Genomic DNA, 18,061 nt, shown 5'->3' on the forward strand with positions numbered 1-18,061 from the left:
AGCGTCCTAAAAAATCAGCTTTGCTTACAGCGCCACCATCATCAACCCCGCTAGCATCACCAGGGTACCGAGGGCTTTTGCCCTGGAGGCAGGTTCTTTAAGCCATAGCACGCCCATCAATACACCGACCGGAATAGAGAGTTGGCGTAACGCCACCACGTAACTCACCTCGTCGGTGAGTGCCATGGCCATTAGCACTAAGCCATAGGTGCAGGTCATCATCAGGCCAGTGGTAACTAGCATCGGTAGGCCTTGCAGGCGAAGTGCAGGAAGTCGACGCCGCTCGGCAGGCAGCAACGCCAGCAGCGGTACCGCCCAAGCCAGTGTCATCACCGCCTGTAGCACCATAAAGACAGTTCCAGCGGTAAGCCCGGAGTGCCCAGCGCCTTGCATCAGTCCTAAGGCCTGCTTATCGATCAGTGAATAGCCCACCGTTCCCGCAGCCGCCAACAACGCAAAGCCCATGGCGGGCGTTAAATAGGTAGAGAACCGACGCGCCTCAGGATGACTAAGCGGTAGGCAGAGAGCTCCGGCCACTATTAGCGCCATTCCCAGGCCATCCCACATATCCAGCACGCGGCTGCTCAGCAGCGCGATAGATACCAGAGGCACCAGCACCACCGGCAATGCCCTGGCAATGGGATAAAGCACGCTCACTTCTCCCCGCGCATAGGCCCAAGCCAAGCCGCCCATATAGAGCATCTGGCATAACCCAGAAAGCGTCAGCCAGACCCAGAATTCACTGGGTAATGCAGTGAGCGCCGGGCCAAGTAACGTCAGCGGAAGCAACACCGCACCGCCGACACCGTAAGCCAGGGCAAAAGAGGCTAATGATGGCGCATTGCGTTTGCCCAGCACGTTCCACCCTGCGTGCATACACACCGAGACCAGCACCAGGGTCAGCGCGGTAGGGCTCAAGGCCGCTCCTCATTTCGTAGATGTGTATTAACAGCATCAGGCATGCGCCGATTTCCCTGGCAAAACATTAGGAGAAACGCCTGGAGGCGACCGCCAGTCTAAGCGCCGCCACCCTTCAACACTAGCTACCTCGGCCAATACCGGGTCGGGGTTGACCGCCACCGGGCAATCCACGTATTGCAGCAGCGGGAGGTCATTGCGAGAGTCTGAGTAGAAGGTAGTGTGACTAGGAGAGACCTGTTGTTCGCTCAGCCACTGTTTTAAGCGCAGCACCTTACCGCCGCGATAAGAAAAAATACCTTCACTACCACCGGTATAGCGCGCGTCTTCATTGATGCCGTGTTCCACGCTTAGCTCTACCGCCAACACATGTTCAATGCCCAGGATAGTCGCAATCGGCTCGACCAAATGGCGTGACGAGGCGGAAATCAGTAGCAGGGTATCGCCAGCCTTACGATGCGCATCCAGGCAGGCCCAGGCTTGTTCAAAAATACGCGGCTGAAGGTGCGTGGCGACAAAACGCTCGACCTCTTTTTGGACATCCTTCACCCGGCGTCCTCGCAGCGGCGCCAGGGTCATGGCCAAATACTCTTCCAGCTTTAACTTGCCTGCATGATAGGCCTGCTGCATCCGCTCCGCCCGCGCCATAAAGGCATCGACATCGCTGACCCAACCTTGCTCTATCATCCATAAATTCCAGCGATCGCTGCAGTCTCCATCCAGGAGAGTGCCATCAAGATCAAACAGAGCTAGGCGCATGGGAGCACTCCTTTCATCGCAGGTTAGCGGCGCGTAGGGTATGCCAGAGGTGATGACAAGACGATGACGCCAGCGATGATGAAAAATTAAGGAGTCAACCATACCGCCGCAAACTCATCGGCCGGTAAGGGGCGACCAAACCAGTAGCCTTGCGCTTCATTACAGCCCATTTCGGCAAGCAGACTTGCTTGCTCGTAGGTCTCAACACCCTCAGCTACTGTCTTCATCTCAAGCGCTTGCGCCATGGCAATGATGGTCTGCACGATGGTGCGGTCATGGCGATTATCGAGCATTTCACGCACAAAGGAGATATCGATTTTCAGCGCGTCAGCGGCAAAGCGCCTCAGGTATGAGAGCGACGAATAGCCCGTGCCAAAGTCGTCAATAGAGAGTGCATAACCGGCCTTACGCATAGTGTGCGTGATTTCCACGGCTTGATCGGGGTCGCGCATAAAGTCGCTTTCGGTAAGCTCCAGCGAAATGGCATTCGGTGGAACGCCTGCCATTAGGTGCGCAATATGCTGGGTTAGATCGGGGTCAGCAAATTGTTGGGCAGAAATATTGATCGACAGCCTACCCGGCAGTGCCTGCTTGTTTTGTGTACCCCAAGCCATTAGTTGCCTAGCCGACTCCTCCAACACCCAGTCTCCCAAGATGCGAATCAATCCGCGCTCTTCGGCGAGAGGAATAAACTCACCCGGGCTCACCCACCCCCATTCCGCATCGTGCCAGCGGCATAGTGCTTCAGCGCCTGTCAGCCGCCCACTAGGGAGCTCGACTTGTGGCTGGAAATAGAGTTCCAGGCGCTGTTCAATGATCGCAGCACTGAGCCGCTCAGTCATCCGTTGGCGCCGCTGGAGCGCATGGCGCATGGTTTGGTTATAGGGACAGGTACTGTTTTCGCGCCGTTTGGCGTGGTGAAGGGCAATACTGGCAGCGTTAAATAATTCCTCTGCATCTGATACATCTTGCGGATAATGGGCAAAACCGATGCTGACATCCAGATGAAAAACGCGCCGCTCAAGATGCAGTGGCTGCGTAATGACTGAGCGTAGCTGCTCGACAAGAGCATTGATGCTGTCAACATTAGCATCTACCACCAGCAGGGCAAACTCATCACCGGATAGTCGGGCAAGCGAGCTAAACGCATGGCTGATCCGGTGTAAACGATCGGCCACGGTGACCAGCAATTGATCCCCCACCTGATGGCCGTGCAGGTCATTTACTTCTTTGAAGCGACGAATATCCAGTAATAGCAGTGAAAGCCCATGCTCACCTTGATGAGCCTCTTTCCACAGATCCCCTAACAACTCCATGAAACGGACGCGATTAGGCAGTCCAGTGGTGCTATCGATGTAGGCCAGTTGGTGCATATGTCGGTGGTCACGGCGACGTTCAAGCTCTGCCGCAGCACCGGTAGAAAGAATTTGTAGTACCGAGGTGGCAAACGCATTCGTGGTCAGCGGTTGGCGGTAAAAGACCATCATCACACCAATGGCTTCGCCGTTGGCGTTGTCCAGACGGCGGCCAATCCAAGCCCGTACCGGCAGCGGTGTGCCCGACAGTAGCAGCGGCGGACCATCATGTACGACCGCCTCCCGCTCGAGTACCACCTGTTCACTCGGAGACCCTCGTAATGCAAAGGTGTGCTGCTCATGCGGGATTTCCTGTACCACCATGCTGACGGTGGTCGCCTGACCAAAGACTTCTTCACATCCCTGGGGCGATGTGTGAAGCAGGGCAATAAAGCCCGCATCGGCTTCCAGCACCTCAACCAAGGTGGCAATCAACTGTTGGAAATAATCATCACCGACTCTCGTGGTGACCGTAGAGGCCACTTGCAGTACGGCGTTTTGCACCCGCTGTGACTCTTGTTGATCGGTGACATCAGAGATAAAGCCTTCCAGGCAAACAACCTCACCCGCATCATCTAAAACGGCCTGTCCCTGCTCCCACATCCAGCGGAGGCTACCGTCGCGATGCTGCAACCGAAACACCACACGATAAGGCCGCTTTCTTTCAATGGCTGACTGCACTTCTTTAACGATTTTGCTCTGGTCTTCAGGATGAATCAAAGCGGCAAAGCTGGTAACCCGATTGTCTTGCAACTCGTCAGGCCGATACCCCGTTAACGCTTCGGCCCCCTGACTGACTAGTTGCATGGTCCAATCGCGGTCATTCAAACAGCGATAGGCCATGCCCGGAAGGTGGTTAAGCAGCGTATTCAATCGGCGCTCACTCTCCCGCGTGACCTCCTCGCTTTTTCTTAACGCCTGTTCCGCCTTTTGACGACCAAGCTCTGCGCCCGCTTGGGCTGCAGCGATACGCAGAATTTCGCTTGATAAGTCATCGGTATGCATCGGTGCATTTTTGAGCACCGCTAACAATCCTATCGGGGGTCCGTCTACTGCATATAGGGGTAGCCCCATATAGCTCTCGGCACCGAGCTCATGAAGCAATCTGTCGTTGGGGAAACGTAATTGGACATCACAGTCATATAAGCAGAATTCGCTCCCTAGTGCGGTTTCGCAAGGGGTGCCGGTTAGTGAGTAAGCAAAGTTTTCTTGATGTGCTCCGTTTGACCAAACGGCCAACGTTTCGGCCACTCCTTGCTCAGTAGCAGCCGCTACTAATACATGCTCAACGCCTAATATGGCCGCCAAGCGCTCCACCAGCGTGGCATAAAAGTTAGGACTGCCACTATGTCCCACGCCTTCTGCCAGTTGGCGAAAGATATCGGCCGCGTTATTCCACATGCGCATTGGTGGGCTCACCTATTCCCGCTTTTTCTTCAGCTTAGCGCGAAGCGCATCGACAAAGAAGCGCCCGTTAAACATCCAGGCAACCGACGTGGCTGCCTGGATGTTTAATCGTGGCCTGTGGCGGGCAGTTAGCGAGTCATTGCCTCCGGTAAATAGAGGGCGATACCGGGGAAGATATGCATTAAGGCAATCGCCAGCAACATCAATAGGAAGAACGGTAGCGTGGCTTTGGTAATGGTCAAAATATCTTTGCCCGTTAGCCCCTGAATCACAAACAGGTTAAAACCAACCGGCGGCGTGATCTGAGACATTTCAACGACGATCACCAGATAAATACCAAACCAGATGAGGTCGAACCCTGCGGCACTCACCAGCGGCATAATGATCGCGGTAACCAGCAGAATCAGCGAAATACCGTCGAGGAAACAGCCCATTATCAACAGTAGCAGCGTGAGCGCAATCAGCAGCATGGTAGGGGACAGACCCATTTCACCAATCGCCTGTGCCAGCTTCATGGGCACTTGGGTAAACCCCATGGCCGAGGTCAAAAACGAAGCACCGGCAATAATGAAAGCGATCATGCAAGCGGTGCGGACGGCGGCAAACAGCGAGCTTTTGAAGATGTCCCGGTCAAAATGCCCGTTAAAGCGCGCGATAATGATAGACAGCACAACACCCACTGCAGCAGCTTCGGTCGGTGAAGCGAGACCACCATAAATCGAAAAAATAATACCGCCGATCAGCAACAAGATAGGTATTAGTGACCAGGTGTTACGCAGCTTTTCCGCAAAGCTCATGCCCGACTCATCCTCGCCCGTCAGGCCTTCGCGGTTACCCTTAAGCAATGCCCACAAAATCAGGTAGGTCATAAACATGGCCAATATCATTATGCCAGGGCCGATTCCGGCCATAAACAGCCGGGAGATTGATTGCTCTGTGACCACGCCGTAAACAATCAACACGATCGATGGCGGAATCAATAGCCCGAGGGTAGAGGCACTGGCTAGAGTACCAATCGCCATATTGCTGTCGTAGCCCCGCCGTTCGAGCTCCGGCAGCGTCATCTTTCCTACTGTGGCACAGGTGGCGGCCGAAGAACCGCAAACTGCTGCAAACATGCCGCTGCCAATAATATTGGTGTGCAGCAAACGGCCCGGTAGGCGGTTTAACCAGGGCGACAGGCCACGGAACATGTTATCGGCAAGCCCGGAGCGAAACAGAATCTCGCCCATCCAGATAAACATGGGCAGTGCGGTAAGATCCCAACCGTAGCTTGCTCCCCAAAAATCGGAGGCCAAAATAGACGCGGGTGAAAACGAGCTGAAGAACTCGAGCGCTATCCAGCCAGTACCGATCAGCGCGAAGGCGATCCATACCCCGCTCCCCAGTAGCAGTACAAGCGTAAAAATGGTGGCGAGACTTAGTAGCAGCACGAGGATCTCTCCGATTTAAGGGACAGAAGCGCCTGACGTAAAGGCGTCGTTAATAGAGAGATAGCTAAAAGCGAGGAGCTTAGAAACAATAGTAAGGTCGTCATTTAGTACCCCTCGCTGTCATCTGGGGCCGCCGCTTCGCGAAAACTCGAAGGGTCGCGAATGGCAATCCGGATTGCCATGAACAGGGCTTCAGCCAGTGCCAGACAGAGCAGCCCTACGCTGGTCGCCAACACTAGTTGGGGAATCCACAATGGGATCGATACAAACCCCGAAGAGACATCGTTGTACTGAATGCTCTCCTGCGCTAAGCCAACCAGGCCATAACTGAGCATCAGGCTGATCGCCAGTGCAATAATCAGGCAGAAGACTTCAAACCACACACGGATGGCCGGAGGTAAACGGGTAATCAACAGCGTCACGCGAATATGGGCGTGATGCACAAAGGTGTAGGCCAAGCCCAGAAAGGTCGCGCCGACTAATAAGTAAGACGCAATTTCTGAGACGCCGGTAATACTCAGGCCTAGCCGGCTCAATCCCACCAGCACCAGCAGTGCATCTACCAGGCGGAAGGTTACCTGGAGCGCGATCAGCGCACAGATAGCCACCATGCACGCCGCCGCACCCCAAGCACCGAGGCGATAGAGCTTGTCGAATTTAAACGTCATGTTCGCAGCCTCATGAAGCGCGCGGGTAAAGCAGGGACGGTGGCATTGCCACGGCCCCTGCAAGATCGTTGGTACGGCTATTAGCTATCGCGTTGCTGGCGGTAAGTCTCCAGCGCCTGTTTGGCTTCATCGTCGGCGCGTGACTGCCAATCTTCAAACAGCTTGTCACCGGCTGCTTGCAGCGCCTCTGAAACGGCTTCGTTTGGCTCAGAAACCGAAATACCGTTCTCTTCCAACGCTTCCAGGCTTGCCTGGTTATCTTCGCGGCTCATCTCCCAGCCACGTTTTTCAGCTTCGGCGGCGGCTTCCATCAGGGCTTCCTGGGTCGCTTCATCCAGGCCATCGAAACTGCGCTGGCTGATGAAAACAATGTTCTTGGGCAACCACAGGTTAGCGTCGGTGTAGTCGGTGACATAGTCCCAAGCCGCCATGGAGTTACCGGTAGAGCTCGAGGTAATCATGGCGTCCACACGACCAGTGCTGAAGGCGGTCGGGATATCAGACTCTTCGGTTTCCGTGGGGCTACCGCCCAGGTTGTCGACAAAACGCTGGGTATTGATGTTGGGCGCACGCACGCGCAGGCCTTCAAACTGCTCTGGGTCGGTGAGCGGCTCGGACGTGTAGATCCCTTGCGCAGGCCAGGTGACCGCGTAAAGCGGAATCAACCCCTCATAGGCAAATAGCTCAGTGATCATTGGCTTGGTGGCTTCCCACAACGCGTAAGCATCATCGTAGCTGCCGGCAACCCCTGGCAGTGTGTCCACTTCGAAAATGGGGTCATCATTGGAAAGTACCGAGAGGAAGACCTCGCCCGCATCAATAGTGCCACGGCGAACCGATGACTTGATTTCACCATGCGATACCAACGAGCCGCCGCTATGTACGGTAATGGTTAACTCGCCATCAGTAGCTTCGGCCACGTCCTCGGCGAACTGCTTGTTGTTCTGGGTGTGAAAGCTGGCATCACCGTAAGGCGTGGCCATAGTCCACTCTGCGGCGTGTGCCGTGACCGTTAAACCGCAGGCGGTGGCCAGTAGCAGTGTGGAAGTTAATGTGTTGCGCATTGTGAGAACCCCTTTATTTCTATTAGTAGTATGTTGCTTTGGTGGTGCCAGAGGAGGCGCTGGAGGGAACCCAACGACCCGAGAAAAGAGTTGTTGTCATATCAGCACGGCGCGCCTGGGCATAGCTGCAGGCGCTTTGTTGAGCCAAGCGGGAAACGCCGCGGCAAAAGCGTGGATGGTTAGCATGGCGCCATATCACATCATAGTGCATAGCGGGTAATGGCACCGGCAGCTCAAGCCGGTACAACTCACCCCGCTGCCATTCACCCAGCACGGTGGCGACTGGCAGCGTGCCAATCCCCAGCCCTTCAGTGGTCATGCGCACAATCGTCATTAATGTACTAACGCAATGAATACGAGGGTTGGCTACGCCCTGCTCCGCCAAGTACTGCACCAGTTCTGAGTGGGGTCGCGCCTGTTTACCAAACGAAATAAACGGCAGCTGCTTAAACCACGGTTCGGCACTTTCGCTCAGCAACTTGGCATGCCGCGGGGAAACAAACATGCCCATTTCATAAGGGCTCAACGACTCGTACTCGATCTGTTTTTGAGGCGAATAACCATTCATCGCCAGCACAATATCCAATTCATTACTCAGCAGTCGCTCATTCAGAACCGGCGAGTAATCAACCGTTAACTCAATAATCAGACGCGGATACCGCTCGGTCAGCCGACGCATAAAGTCAGGGAACCAACTATGGGCAATGGTTTCAATTGTGCCGAGCCGCAATGGTGCAGAAAACGCCTCTTCACTATCGAATAGCTTCATCGCCTCATCACGTTGGTGCAGCATGCGTTCGGCGTGCATAAAGAACTCGCGGCCACGCATGGTGGGCTGAATAGGCCGAGCAGCGCGCTCTAAGAGCAGTTCCCCTACCGTGGTTTCAAGGCGCGAAATACGCTCAGAAACTGAAGGCTGTGTAAGGTGCAAGCGGGTCGCTGCCTTACGGAAGGAGCCGAGCCTCACCGCCCATACAAACGCCTCAAGTTCTTTAAAATCGAGCATAGTGACTCGCCTACAAATGACTTTCTGGGATACATAAGCATCGTCGTGGTGATACGTAAAGCTGGCTGCTGAGCTAACCCTCCTGATTATCAGGTAACACTAGATTTATTAAACTATGCAACTTTGAGACCACTCTCGGCAGCACTACCCCACCAACGCTATTATCACGCCACACCCTTACTGTGATAAGCGTATCGTGCCCATGCGTCAACCATTTTTCCACCAAATAACAATATGATAGGAGCACCCGATAGTTAGTATCGTCAAAAACGATTGGCACTGAGCTTGCCGTGTTCATATATTGGTGGTGGATTACAAATCAGCTTCAGCCAAGTCAACACATCCACTGCATCAACGACAGGAGTCGCTATGGCCATTCCCCTGCTTAATTGCGATATGGGCGAAAGTTTCGGCAACTGGACGATCGGCCTAGATGCCGATGCGATGCCTTACGTCGACTGCGCCAACATCGCCTGCGGCTTCCACGCCTCCGATCCCCATGTGATGCGCCGCACTGTGAAGCTAGCGGTTCAGAATGGCGTCCGTATTGGCGCTCACCCGGGTTACCCAGATTTGATGGGCTTTGGGCGACGCTCTATGGCCTGTTCGCCGGAAGAAGCGGAAGATATGGTGCTCTACCAAGTAGGGGCTTTGGCGGGTATCTGCCAAGCGGAAGGCACCCAGCTGAGCTATATCAAACCTCACGGTGCGCTATACAACGACATGGCCGCGAACCCGGCGCTACTGGAAGGTGTAATGCGCGCGGTACGTGCTTACGATCCGAGCCTGCCGCTGATGATTATGTCCACCGCCGACCCCGAGCCGCACCGCGAGCTCGCCGACAGGCTGGGCATTACCCTCTGGTTTGAGACCTTTGCTGACCGTGCCTATGACGCCAATGGCCACTTGGCTTCGCGCCGGCTACCCAACGCCGTGCATCACGACCAGAACACCATTGTGAATCAGGCCATTATGCTTGCCAAAGGCGAGCCGCTGACTGCACTCGACGGCACGCCGCTGCACCTAGCCTGCGACACGCTGTGCGTTCACGGTGATAACCCTGAATCGGTGGCCGCTGTACTCGCTATTCGTGAGGCCTTTCAGGCGCTGGAGCAGGCGTGAATCCCATTACTGGAAAAAGAGCTGGAAACAGCGCTGAAAGACGTATTGAAGTGCGTATTGAAACCGCCTCCATGGACGCCCTGATGGTGCGTCTGTTCGATACCATCGATGAAGCGAATATGGCCTGGGTGATCGCCGCCGACCAAGTCCTGCGAAGAGCCTTTGGCTCTGCGCTCATTGATCTGGTGCCTTCTTACACCACGCTATTAGTCCATTACGACTGTCGGCAGTTGACTCACACTGAGGCTCTCAGCCTTATTCAAAAAGCGCTTTTCGGCCTCACCCCCGCTGACACCCAAGCCGGTGAGCTACACGACATCCCCGTGTGGTATGACGAAAGCGTGGGGCCTGAGCTGCCTCTGGTCGCCAAGCGGGCAGGCTTAAGCGTCGACGAGCTCATTAAGCAGCACTGCAACCATGACTACTGTGTCTTCGCGCTGGGTTTCGCGCCAGGCTACGGCTTTATGGGCTTAGTCGATGAAGCAATAGCGACGCCGCGTTTGAAAACACCGCGCCGTAAGGTAGCAGCAGGTAGCGTGGGCATAGCCGATCGGCAAACAGCGATTTATCCACTGCTCTCGCCAGGTGGCTGGAACATTCTTGGCCGTACCAACGTGCCGCTATTTGAGCATGCCAAGCGTGGCGAGCCACTGTTTCGCCCCGGCGACAAGGTGCGCTTTAGAGCGATCTCCCGCGAAGAGTTTGAAGCAGATGGTGGCGACACCACGCCCATGGAGGAGCGCCCATGAGTCACATGGCTACCAATGAGGCACAAAAAGGGCTGGTGGTTAAGCAGGCGGGGCCGCTGGCGCTTATCCAAGATGCTGGGCGATTTGGCGTCGGCCACTTAGGCGTTACTCAGGGCGGCGCCGCCGACTGGATCTCTTTTCACTGGGCCAACTGGCTGTTGGGCAACCCTTTAAACAGCGCCGCGCTGGAAATCGTCATGGGCGGCGGTTTGAGTTTTGAAACCGAGCGCGAAGTGCGTCTGGCCCTGACCGGCGCCGACCTTGACGCCCAACTGGATGGCAAGCCACTCGCCCCCAATACCAGCTTTAAGCTACAGCCCGGCCAGCGCCTGGAGTTTCGCCAACCGCGCCAGGGCCTGCGCGCCTATCTCGCTTTTCCCGGAGGGCTGAATGCACCGGAGGTGCTCGGCAGCCGCGCCTGCACCGCTCGCGAGCAACTGGGCGGCTTGCATGAAGATGGTAAACCGTTAAAAGTGGGCGACCGCTTAACCTGGAAAGGTGCCGCCCCAGCGGTGCGCCGTATCGCGGAGGGGCAAGGCCCGCAAATGCCAGCGTCAGGCTGCCGTTTACCCATCGTTCTCGGTTCGCAGATCGCCTCGTTTAGCGGCCGCACGCTTTTCCAGGCGTTCAACCAGCCCTGGACAGTGGATAACCGCGCTGACCGTATGGGCGTGCGGCTCACCGGCCCTGCCCTGCATGGTTCGCTCACGGGCATTATTTCCGAAGGCATTCCTTTTGGGGCCGTACAGGTCCCGCCGGATGGTCAGCCCATCGTACTGATGAACGACCGCCAAACCATTGGCGGCTACCCCCGCCTTGGCGCCCTCACCCCCATCGCCTGTGCCGCCCTATCGCAGTGCCTGCCTGGCACTGCAGTTTGGTTAACACCGGTCAGCGCCAGCCAGGCGCAGAATGATTACCGACATCAGCTAACCATCTGGCGCTAAAGCGACAAAGCCCCTAATCAGGGGCTTTTTAACTGCATGACTTCCTGCTCGGGTTAGTTTCTAGCCATCTGCAGCTCTTTAACGACGATATCACCATCAATAACAATGGGCTCATCGTCCAGGAAGAGCGAGCAGTTGCGCATGGGAATATCCAGATGGCAGGCGGTATCGTTAGCCCCACCCAGTTCGCTGTTCGGGCCGGTGGAGAACATCACGTTGCCATAGAAGCTGCGCGGCTCCATCCCCATGCCACCGGGAAACTCGCCCGGTACCATACGGTGCCATTTGGCGTTCGGGTTCATGCCCCAGCCCACATGGCTCATGCCCATACCACGCGGGTCGTTGAAGCTATCCATATAGGACTTCACTAGCTCCGCATCAAGCCCACCGCGTATATCGGTAATCCAGCCCTTTTCGATAGTGTAGGTAATGGGCTCGCGAACATACATGTTCTGGGGGAGCAGAATATCGCCCGGCGCAACGACAATGGTGCCATCAACGCCATCGTCATCACCGCCGGTAAACACAAAGCCAGAGGGCCAGTGATCCCAACGCCCCGGCTCGTCGTTACAGGCATATTCAGCCACTGTCTCATAGGTGTTCAGTTGGTAGGTGACATCAGTGCCATGGGGCGAAGTGATGCGCATCACTTTGGCTTTCGCCAACAGATCTGCAGCGAGCTCGACCTTTTCTCGTAGCTCCTTGGTAGGCAGCATTCTGGCCAGCAGCTCTGGCGGCTCAACCGCCGTTAATATGCGCGTACCTGCAGCCTGAATCGCCATTTGCTCCGGCGAGAACAGCAGGAAGATACAATCGATCAACATGTCGCAGTTTTTAAGCGCTTCCACCGCATCGGGCATGCTGGCAAGCCCCGTTGCTCCCACGGCCCAGCCACCGGTAGGTAACGGCGCGGGTAACCGCATGTGGTACATATTGGCGCCTAATCGCTGCCCCGCCGCCATAAAGGCATCGGCATAATCAAGGCGTTCGCTGCCCTGGGTCAGCACCACCAGTTTCTCGCCTTCGTGCACGCCAGACATTTTCAGCTGGTGGAGACAAATTTCCGCGAAGCTTGCATGATCCATAGTGACTCCTCACTTCCCAACCGTTAGTTCAGCTATTTGTCGGGTTAAGCTAACTGAGAGCGCTTGTTCTCCCTCAAGAGACTCGCCAAGCGCTCTATGGTTTTGTCAGGTAAAACGACTAGGCAGACGCTTCTTTCGTCACCGGATCGCTGGTCGAGCGGCGCTTTTTACCCAGCTCTTCAGCGATGGCGGTAAAGAAGGCATCGGTAGAGGCTTGATGGGGTTGAGTCACCAGGCTAATGCCAACAAACAGCACACTAGCGACCACAATGCCCCATACACCAGCAGGCAGACCCAGCAGCGAGTTACCGGTGGCATACATCAGCAATACAAAGGCGCTGGTGCCCACCACACTTACCAGCGCACCGACGCCAGTACCGCGCTTCCAATAGAAGGCACCGATCAGCGCAGGCACCATGGCAACCAAGCCCGATGAGGCTGCCACCGACAGCACCGCAATAAGGTCAAGCTGTAGCTCGGCGAAGGCCAGCGCCATCAGTGCGATCACCGGCACCACGAACTTGCCCACCAGCAGTTGGCGTTTTTCACTGACGTTCGGCTTGACGTTGGCATAGACATCACGTGAGACCATGGACGCCAGCGTCAGCATGATTGAATCGATGGTGGAAACGGCGGCGGCCATAATGCCGATCATGACGATGACACCAAGCACTGGCGGTACAAATTCCGACGCCAACAGCGAAGGTGTGGCTAAATCGGCGCGCTCTAGAGCAGGGAAAGCGGCCAAGGCGGAGAACCCCCACAGCACAGAGACCATCGTGTAAATAAAACCAAACACCAGGAAGCCGATCAGCATGTGGCGCATGGAGCGTAACGAAGAGGGCATAAACAGGCGCTGACTCACTTGCGGATTAGAGAGGCTAAAGAAGAACCAGGGAATAGTCAGTCCCAGGAAAGTGACAAAGCTGAACAGGCCAGGGCCGGGCACGGTGAGCGACTGCGGATGTTCCGTTGCCAGCGTGTCAAATAGTGCGCCGAAACCACCCAAGCCCTGAATCACGAGGAAGGCCACCAGGGTCGAGGCAACAATCATCATGATCGCCTGGAGCGAGTCGGTCCACATGACCGAACGAATGCCCGCGATATAAGAGAAGAAGATGGCAATCACCGTGGCCAGCACTACCCCGGTGGTAAAGGTAATGGCGCCATCGGTAATACCTTGAAGCAGGTAACCCACGCCGGCGAGCTGAACGGCAGAGTAAGGGATCAAGAAGATACAGCTGGCAATCGAGACAGCCATCGCCACATGCTTGCTATTGTAGCGGTGGCCCAGCATCTCGCTGGGGGTCACAAAACCAAACGTCTTGCCAACCGCCCAGAATTTGGGACCGAAAATAGCCACCAGAGAAACGCCGGCAAAGTAGATGATTTCAAAGCCTAGCGCGCCGACGCCTCCGGCATAAGTAAGACCTGCCAAGCCCACCATCATAAAGGCACTATAAGTAGTGGCACTATAACTCAGCGCCGAGACAAAGCCGTTCATCTGCCGGTTGCCCAGAAAGTAACCCGACATACTTTCCGCCCCACCCTCTGCCGGGCTTTGACGGGACATAATCGCAATGCCAATAGCGATCAATAAATAGATGGCGATGGACCACCAGATAAGTGACTCAGTCATTGCTGTGCTCCTCAAAATCTTTAGTGATAAACACGTTTAGAGCAATGACCGCTAATCCTGCGCACGCCCAAAACAGGAAGCTGCCGTACCAGAGCGCGACCCCGCTCAATAGGGTGTACGGCACTAAATAGCTGAGTAAGACGACGGCCCATACCAGCCATATCCATTTACTGCGTTTCATAGTCCACCTCGTTTTATTTCGTCAGGGAGTAGAGTGTGTGTTGTTGTGGTGAGGCTGGCGTAAATCTTCAATACGTTGTTCTACTTGTTGCCAAGGCGCTTTCTCAGGTGCAAAGCGCGCTCGGAGATAGGTCGCTAAATCAGCGATCTGGGTATTACTAAAGCTGTCGGCAAAGCCTGGCATGCTACCAATGTTTGGAACGTGGTCTGCGTGGACACCCCCCAAAATTGACTGGATAACGTTATCGGGATGATCGCTATGCAAATTGGTATTCAGGGCTAGATTAGTCTTCGCGCTCGAAAAGGTAGGAACGCCGGAATCAACATGGCACGCCGCACAGGCGCCTTCGAAGAGCCGCTCCCCGGCCTCCATTTCTGTTGAGCTATCGACTGCACTGGTCACGCGCTGCGTAGCTTCCGCCACGGCCGCATCGCTATTCCCTGTGGGCGCCTGCATCTGGGCGGCCACATAATGGGCAATGGCCCGCACATCGTATCCAGGCAACTCAGCCAGCCCCGCAACAACCGGCGCCATAGGGCCAGAGGCAACACCGTGCAGCGCTGACTCGCCGTGGCGTAGATAGTCGTAAAGCGAAGTTTCACTCCACGGAACGGGGGCACGTGACAAGGTATTGAGAGGCGGCGCTTCCCAACCATCGACAAAGGCACCGGCAAAGTACGCTTTACCATTTTTTTCGGCCCCCATGGCATTGCGGGGGCTATGGCAGGCGCTGCAGTGACCTAACCCTTCGGCAAGATAGGCACCACGGTTATACAGTTCGCTTTGCATGGGGTCAGGCTGGAAAGGCGTTGCATCGTGGTAAAGCGTATTCCAGCCTGCCATTAAGCTGCGCACGCTGAAGGGAAAAGTGAGCGCATTGGCTTGTTTTTCAGTCGACACGGCGGGCTGAGCCATTAAGTAGGCGTAAAGCGCCTGTAAATCGGCATCACTGGTCTTGGCAAATGCCGTATAGGGGAACGCGGGATAAAGGTGGCTACCATCACGGCTAATGCCGTGGCGCATGGCGCGCTCAAAGGCAGCGTAAGACCACTGACCAATCCCTGTCGCCTCATCCGGCGTAATGTTAGTGCTGTAGAGCGTCCCGAAAGGTGTCTCGAACTCACGCCCTCCCGCATTGGTCACGCCACCTTCTGTGGTATGACACGCCGCGCAGTCGCCTGCCGCCGCAACGAGTCGCCCGCGTTCAATGGTCTCGGCGGAATAGAGGTTGGTGACTGGCCTGGAAACCGGTGCAATCACCCCTTTCCATGGCCATGCCGCCGCTGCAGTGCTCGCAATAGTGGTAAACGCTGCAGCGGCTAACCAGCGCCGTTTCATTGACCGCGGTGGTTTCAATGTAGATGGGAGCCCTGCTTCCTCGACGGAAGAAGCTTCGAGTGCCTGGCGTACGCGCTTGGCGGTAAACGGTGGTTGGCGAAAACGCAGGCCGGTGGCATCAAAAAGCGCATTGGCTATTACCGCAACACCCGGCGATAGCTCCGCACCGGTTAATACGTCTTCACCGACGGTTTTATTAACACCTTCCTCAACGTGGCTTTTCGAAGAAGCGCTCGTTGGTAATCCTGCGGAATACTCACGTTCAGTCAGCGCACGACTGCCGTCCCCCCACTCATCGAAACCGGGCGCCTGCCCCAAAAGGGGGCGCGCTTCACCCAAGACCCGAGCCTGTAGCGTTTGCTGAAGGCGATCAGTATCCACATCAGGGCCAGCGTCCTGCCCCACCACCAACCGGGTAAGCTGAACATCGCCGGTAACACGATTGACCGCCACATCAGCAATCCAGGCAGAGCGCACTCCCGACTCCACGCGCTGATTCCGATCGGGCAGTTGAGAGTAGGCAAAGCCCCGCCCGCGCAGTAAATCCTGGGGTAAAGAGTTTGCTGATGGACTGGATCCCTTTTGCCACTCGGCCCGTTTAGCAACGGACTCAATCAGCTCAACGCCACGCGCATCGTCAAGATGGCGAAGTCGCAGCGCGATAGGGTCTTGGTCACTCTCGCGGGCAACCTCATCTAAAAAAGATTCTCGCGCGAACGCCTGCTGTATACCCACCAACGTGGCATTGCTGGAGAGCGAGGCTGACTGAGAGCGTTCGGCAAGATATTGGTCGCGGAACACATAGGGCGAGAACGGCGTTGTATCTTGCTCGCCAGCGAGGGCCTCAGCGCTAGACGTTGCTATCGCGACCCTACCACTTAACAACAACCCTACGGCAGCCACCTCACCAGTGAGATTGGCCTGCTGATAGTGATAACGGGCTATCTCACCACTACTGGCAATATCCGCGTTTAGAGTAATTCGCTGCGCTTGGCCCAATGCCTGAACATCGTTGGCGTAGCGGGCATCGAGCCAAACGGCTACCGGGCCGCCCACCGCCCGCGACATCAACGCCGCATCGACGGCGGCATCGTCACCGCAATGGCGACCCAACCCTGAGGCCTGATTTGATGCGTGCTTACCATCGGCGCTGTAAAGCTCAATTTGGCTAATATCCAGCGCGGTTAACTGGCTTAAATCCTGTTTAAGCGCCGTGGGGGTGACGGTTTGCCCACACACACTCAATTGTTGGTCGCGGCAATCGGCAATGACCCAGCTAGGGTGGTTGCCCCAGCGCATGCGACTCGGCCAGCCATATGCATGATTTGAATGCGTGTAGGACTGGCGAGGCTTATCGAGAGATTTTGCAGAGGGTTTTGTAGAAGCCTCTTGATGGCTGCCGAGGGCTGTTTCGGGCGCCTGGTGAGCGGCTTGCCATTCCACCTTCAGCTGTTTAGCCGCATCGGTTGCCAACGCCAAGCTATCTGCAACTACCCCTACAAAATTCCCCTCCACCACGACGTCAATGGATCCAGGTAGTGAGGCAATACTGTTGCTATCGACGCCCACTAAGCGATCACTCTCAAAACGCTCCCCATTCCAGCGGTAGTAAGGTGGTCGAACGACGACACCATAGCGCGCCTGCGCCAGCAGTGCAGGGAGGCTGGCCTTTTCTTGTTGGTCATGGCGCACCGCCCCTTCACTCATGAGGTGCCTCCTGCAGCGCGGCCGCGTTAATGACGACTGCACGCTCGGCCGCCTGCAGAATTTCAACATGGGTGCCACATCGACAGAGATTATGCTCTAAAGCGGCGCGAATCTGCTGGGCAGAGGGTTGGGCGTTATGATTTAGCAGAGCCCGAATAGTAATGATCATACCGTTCAAACAGTAACCACACTGGGCCGCCTGGGCATCGATAAAAGCTTGTTGTACAGGGTCAAGCCGACCGCCCTGGGAAAGACCGTCAAGAGTGGTGACTTCATGACCCACAGCCGCGGACACGGGCAGCACGCAGGTACGTGCGGCCATGCCATCAATCAATACGCTACATGCACCACATTCGCCCAAGCCACAGCCATATTTCGGGCCGTTTAGCGCTAGGTCGTTACGCAACACATTGAGCAGTGGTGTCTGCGGCGGCACGGCCAGCTCACGTTCTTGCCCATTGATAGTTAGCTTTAGCGTCATAGTGATCATCATCTTTATTGTTAAGCCCACCCTCTTTCTATAACGGAGCGACGGGGCTTGGATATGACTTAGATATTACTAATAAACACAGAGTGCCAAACATGCTTCGTAGCACCTTAAACAAGCCTATTTTCGCCTACGCCCATCGCTTTGCACCAGCTCAGTGCAACACCAATATGCACAGAGCATTAAAGGTGCATAC

At 55.8% G+C, this 18,061-nt stretch carries 15 protein-coding genes; 3 read left to right on the top strand and 12 right to left on the bottom strand.

Features of this window, described 5'->3' with window-relative positions:
• Positions 1 to 24: 24 nt before the first annotated feature.
• From AC5TBW_RS17415 to AC5TBW_RS17445, 7 genes are all read right to left on the bottom strand, one after another.
• Positions 25 to 918 carry an EamA family transporter gene (locus AC5TBW_RS17415; RefSeq protein ID WP_495509771.1) on the bottom strand — a complete coding sequence of 298 codons (894 nt, stop codon included), beginning with the start codon at positions 916 to 918 and terminating at the stop codon, positions 25 to 27.
• A 36-nt stretch (positions 919 to 954) separates the two neighbouring features.
• Entirely contained in the window at positions 955 to 1,677 is a 723-nt protein-coding gene (locus AC5TBW_RS17420) for an HAD family hydrolase (RefSeq protein ID WP_495509772.1), read from the bottom strand.
• Between the two features lie 86 nt (positions 1,678 to 1,763).
• Entirely contained in the window at positions 1,764 to 4,439 is a 2,676-nt protein-coding gene (locus AC5TBW_RS17425) for a bifunctional diguanylate cyclase/phosphodiesterase (protein WP_495509773.1), read from the bottom strand.
• A gap of 128 nt (positions 4,440 to 4,567) precedes the next feature.
• Positions 4,568 to 5,872, bottom strand: a complete 1,305-nt coding sequence (locus AC5TBW_RS17430; protein ID WP_495509774.1) for a TRAP transporter large permease — start codon at positions 5,870 to 5,872, stop codon at positions 4,568 to 4,570.
• A 104-nt stretch (positions 5,873 to 5,976) separates the two neighbouring features.
• A complete protein-coding gene (locus tag AC5TBW_RS17435; RefSeq protein WP_445531945.1) occupies positions 5,977 to 6,540 on the bottom strand; it encodes a TRAP transporter small permease in 564 nt (187 codons plus the stop codon).
• Positions 6,541 to 6,620: 80 nt separating this feature from the next.
• Positions 6,621 to 7,604, bottom strand: a complete 984-nt coding sequence (locus tag AC5TBW_RS17440; RefSeq protein ID WP_495509775.1) for a TRAP transporter substrate-binding protein — start codon at positions 7,602 to 7,604, stop codon at positions 6,621 to 6,623.
• 22 nt (positions 7,605 to 7,626) lie between these two features.
• Entirely contained in the window at positions 7,627 to 8,610 is a 984-nt protein-coding gene (locus tag AC5TBW_RS17445) for a LysR family transcriptional regulator (RefSeq protein ID WP_495509776.1), read from the bottom strand.
• A 369-nt stretch (positions 8,611 to 8,979) separates the two neighbouring features.
• On the opposite strand from AC5TBW_RS17445, the gene AC5TBW_RS17450 reads away from it, so the two are divergent.
• From AC5TBW_RS17450 to AC5TBW_RS17460, 3 genes are read left to right on the top strand one after another with little or no spacing between them, the layout of a single operon-like run.
• Positions 8,980 to 9,732 carry a 5-oxoprolinase subunit PxpA gene (locus AC5TBW_RS17450; protein ID WP_495509777.1) on the top strand — a complete coding sequence of 251 codons (753 nt, stop codon included), beginning with the start codon at positions 8,980 to 8,982 and terminating at the stop codon, positions 9,730 to 9,732.
• 44 nt (positions 9,733 to 9,776) lie between these two features.
• On the top strand, positions 9,777 to 10,481 hold the full coding sequence (pxpB, locus tag AC5TBW_RS17455) for a 5-oxoprolinase subunit PxpB (protein ID WP_495511984.1): 705 nt from the start codon (positions 9,777 to 9,779) through the stop codon (positions 10,479 to 10,481).
• A complete protein-coding gene (locus AC5TBW_RS17460; protein ID WP_495509778.1) occupies positions 10,478 to 11,428 on the top strand; it encodes a 5-oxoprolinase subunit C family protein in 951 nt (316 codons plus the stop codon). Before pxpB ends, AC5TBW_RS17460 begins: the two co-directional genes overlap by 4 nt.
• Before the next feature lie 53 nt (positions 11,429 to 11,481).
• On the opposite strand, the gene AC5TBW_RS17465 is transcribed toward AC5TBW_RS17460, so the two are convergent.
• The 5 genes from AC5TBW_RS17465 to AC5TBW_RS17485 all read right to left on the bottom strand — a co-directional run bounded on the left by AC5TBW_RS17465 (position 11,482) and on the right by AC5TBW_RS17485 (position 17,859).
• Positions 11,482 to 12,513 carry a 2,5-dihydroxypyridine 5,6-dioxygenase NicX family protein gene (locus AC5TBW_RS17465; protein WP_495509779.1) on the bottom strand — a complete coding sequence of 344 codons (1,032 nt, stop codon included), beginning with the start codon at positions 12,511 to 12,513 and terminating at the stop codon, positions 11,482 to 11,484.
• Between the two features lie 118 nt (positions 12,514 to 12,631).
• Entirely contained in the window at positions 12,632 to 14,152 is a 1,521-nt protein-coding gene (locus AC5TBW_RS17470) for a sodium:solute symporter family protein (protein WP_495509780.1), read from the bottom strand.
• Entirely contained in the window at positions 14,145 to 14,333 is a 189-nt protein-coding gene (locus tag AC5TBW_RS17475) for a hypothetical protein (protein WP_064235471.1), read from the bottom strand. The genes AC5TBW_RS17470 and AC5TBW_RS17475 overlap by 8 nt, the downstream gene beginning before the upstream one ends.
• A 21-nt stretch (positions 14,334 to 14,354) precedes the next feature.
• Positions 14,355 to 17,378: a c-type cytochrome gene (locus tag AC5TBW_RS17480; protein WP_495509781.1), complete on the bottom strand. Its 3,024-nt coding sequence runs from the start codon at positions 17,376 to 17,378 to the stop codon at positions 14,355 to 14,357.
• Positions 17,371 to 17,859 (bottom strand): (2Fe-2S)-binding protein, encoded by a 489-nt coding sequence (locus AC5TBW_RS17485; RefSeq protein ID WP_495509782.1) that lies wholly within the window; start codon positions 17,857 to 17,859, stop codon positions 17,371 to 17,373. Before AC5TBW_RS17485 ends, AC5TBW_RS17480 begins: the two co-directional genes overlap by 8 nt.
• Between the last annotated feature and the right edge of the window lie 202 nt (positions 17,860 to 18,061).

It is taken from the genome of Vreelandella sp. ssv (genome assembly GCF_059448525.1).

Bases quoted from the DNA above. Each gene is read 5' to 3' on its own strand.
- AC5TBW_RS17485 (WP_495509782.1), bottom strand. From the start codon at position 17,859: ATGACGCTAAAGCTAACTATCAATGGGCAAGAACGTGAGCTGGCCGTG.
- AC5TBW_RS17480 (WP_495509781.1), bottom strand. From the start codon at position 17,378: ATGAGTGAAGGGGCGGTGCGCCATGACCAACAAGAAAAGGCCAGCCTC.
- AC5TBW_RS17445 (WP_495509776.1), bottom strand. From the start codon at position 8,610: ATGCTCGATTTTAAAGAACTTGAGGCGTTTGTATGGGCGGTGAGGCTC.
- AC5TBW_RS17470 (WP_495509780.1), bottom strand. From the start codon at position 14,152: ATGACTGAGTCACTTATCTGGTGGTCCATCGCCATCTATTTATTGATC.
- AC5TBW_RS17425 (WP_495509773.1), bottom strand. From the start codon at position 4,439: ATGCGCATGTGGAATAACGCGGCCGATATCTTTCGCCAACTGGCAGAA.
- AC5TBW_RS17460 (WP_495509778.1), top strand. From the start codon at position 10,478: ATGAGTCACATGGCTACCAATGAGGCACAAAAAGGGCTGGTGGTTAAG.
- AC5TBW_RS17450 (WP_495509777.1), top strand. From the start codon at position 8,980: ATGGCCATTCCCCTGCTTAATTGCGATATGGGCGAAAGTTTCGGCAAC.
- AC5TBW_RS17440 (WP_495509775.1), bottom strand. From the start codon at position 7,604: ATGCGCAACACATTAACTTCCACACTGCTACTGGCCACCGCCTGCGGT.
- AC5TBW_RS17475 (WP_064235471.1), bottom strand. From the start codon at position 14,333: ATGAAACGCAGTAAATGGATATGGCTGGTATGGGCCGTCGTCTTACTC.
- AC5TBW_RS17465 (WP_495509779.1), bottom strand. From the start codon at position 12,513: ATGGATCATGCAAGCTTCGCGGAAATTTGTCTCCACCAGCTGAAAATG.
- AC5TBW_RS17435 (WP_445531945.1), bottom strand. From the start codon at position 6,540: ATGACGTTTAAATTCGACAAGCTCTATCGCCTCGGTGCTTGGGGTGCG.
- AC5TBW_RS17420 (WP_495509772.1), bottom strand. From the start codon at position 1,677: ATGCGCCTAGCTCTGTTTGATCTTGATGGCACTCTCCTGGATGGAGAC.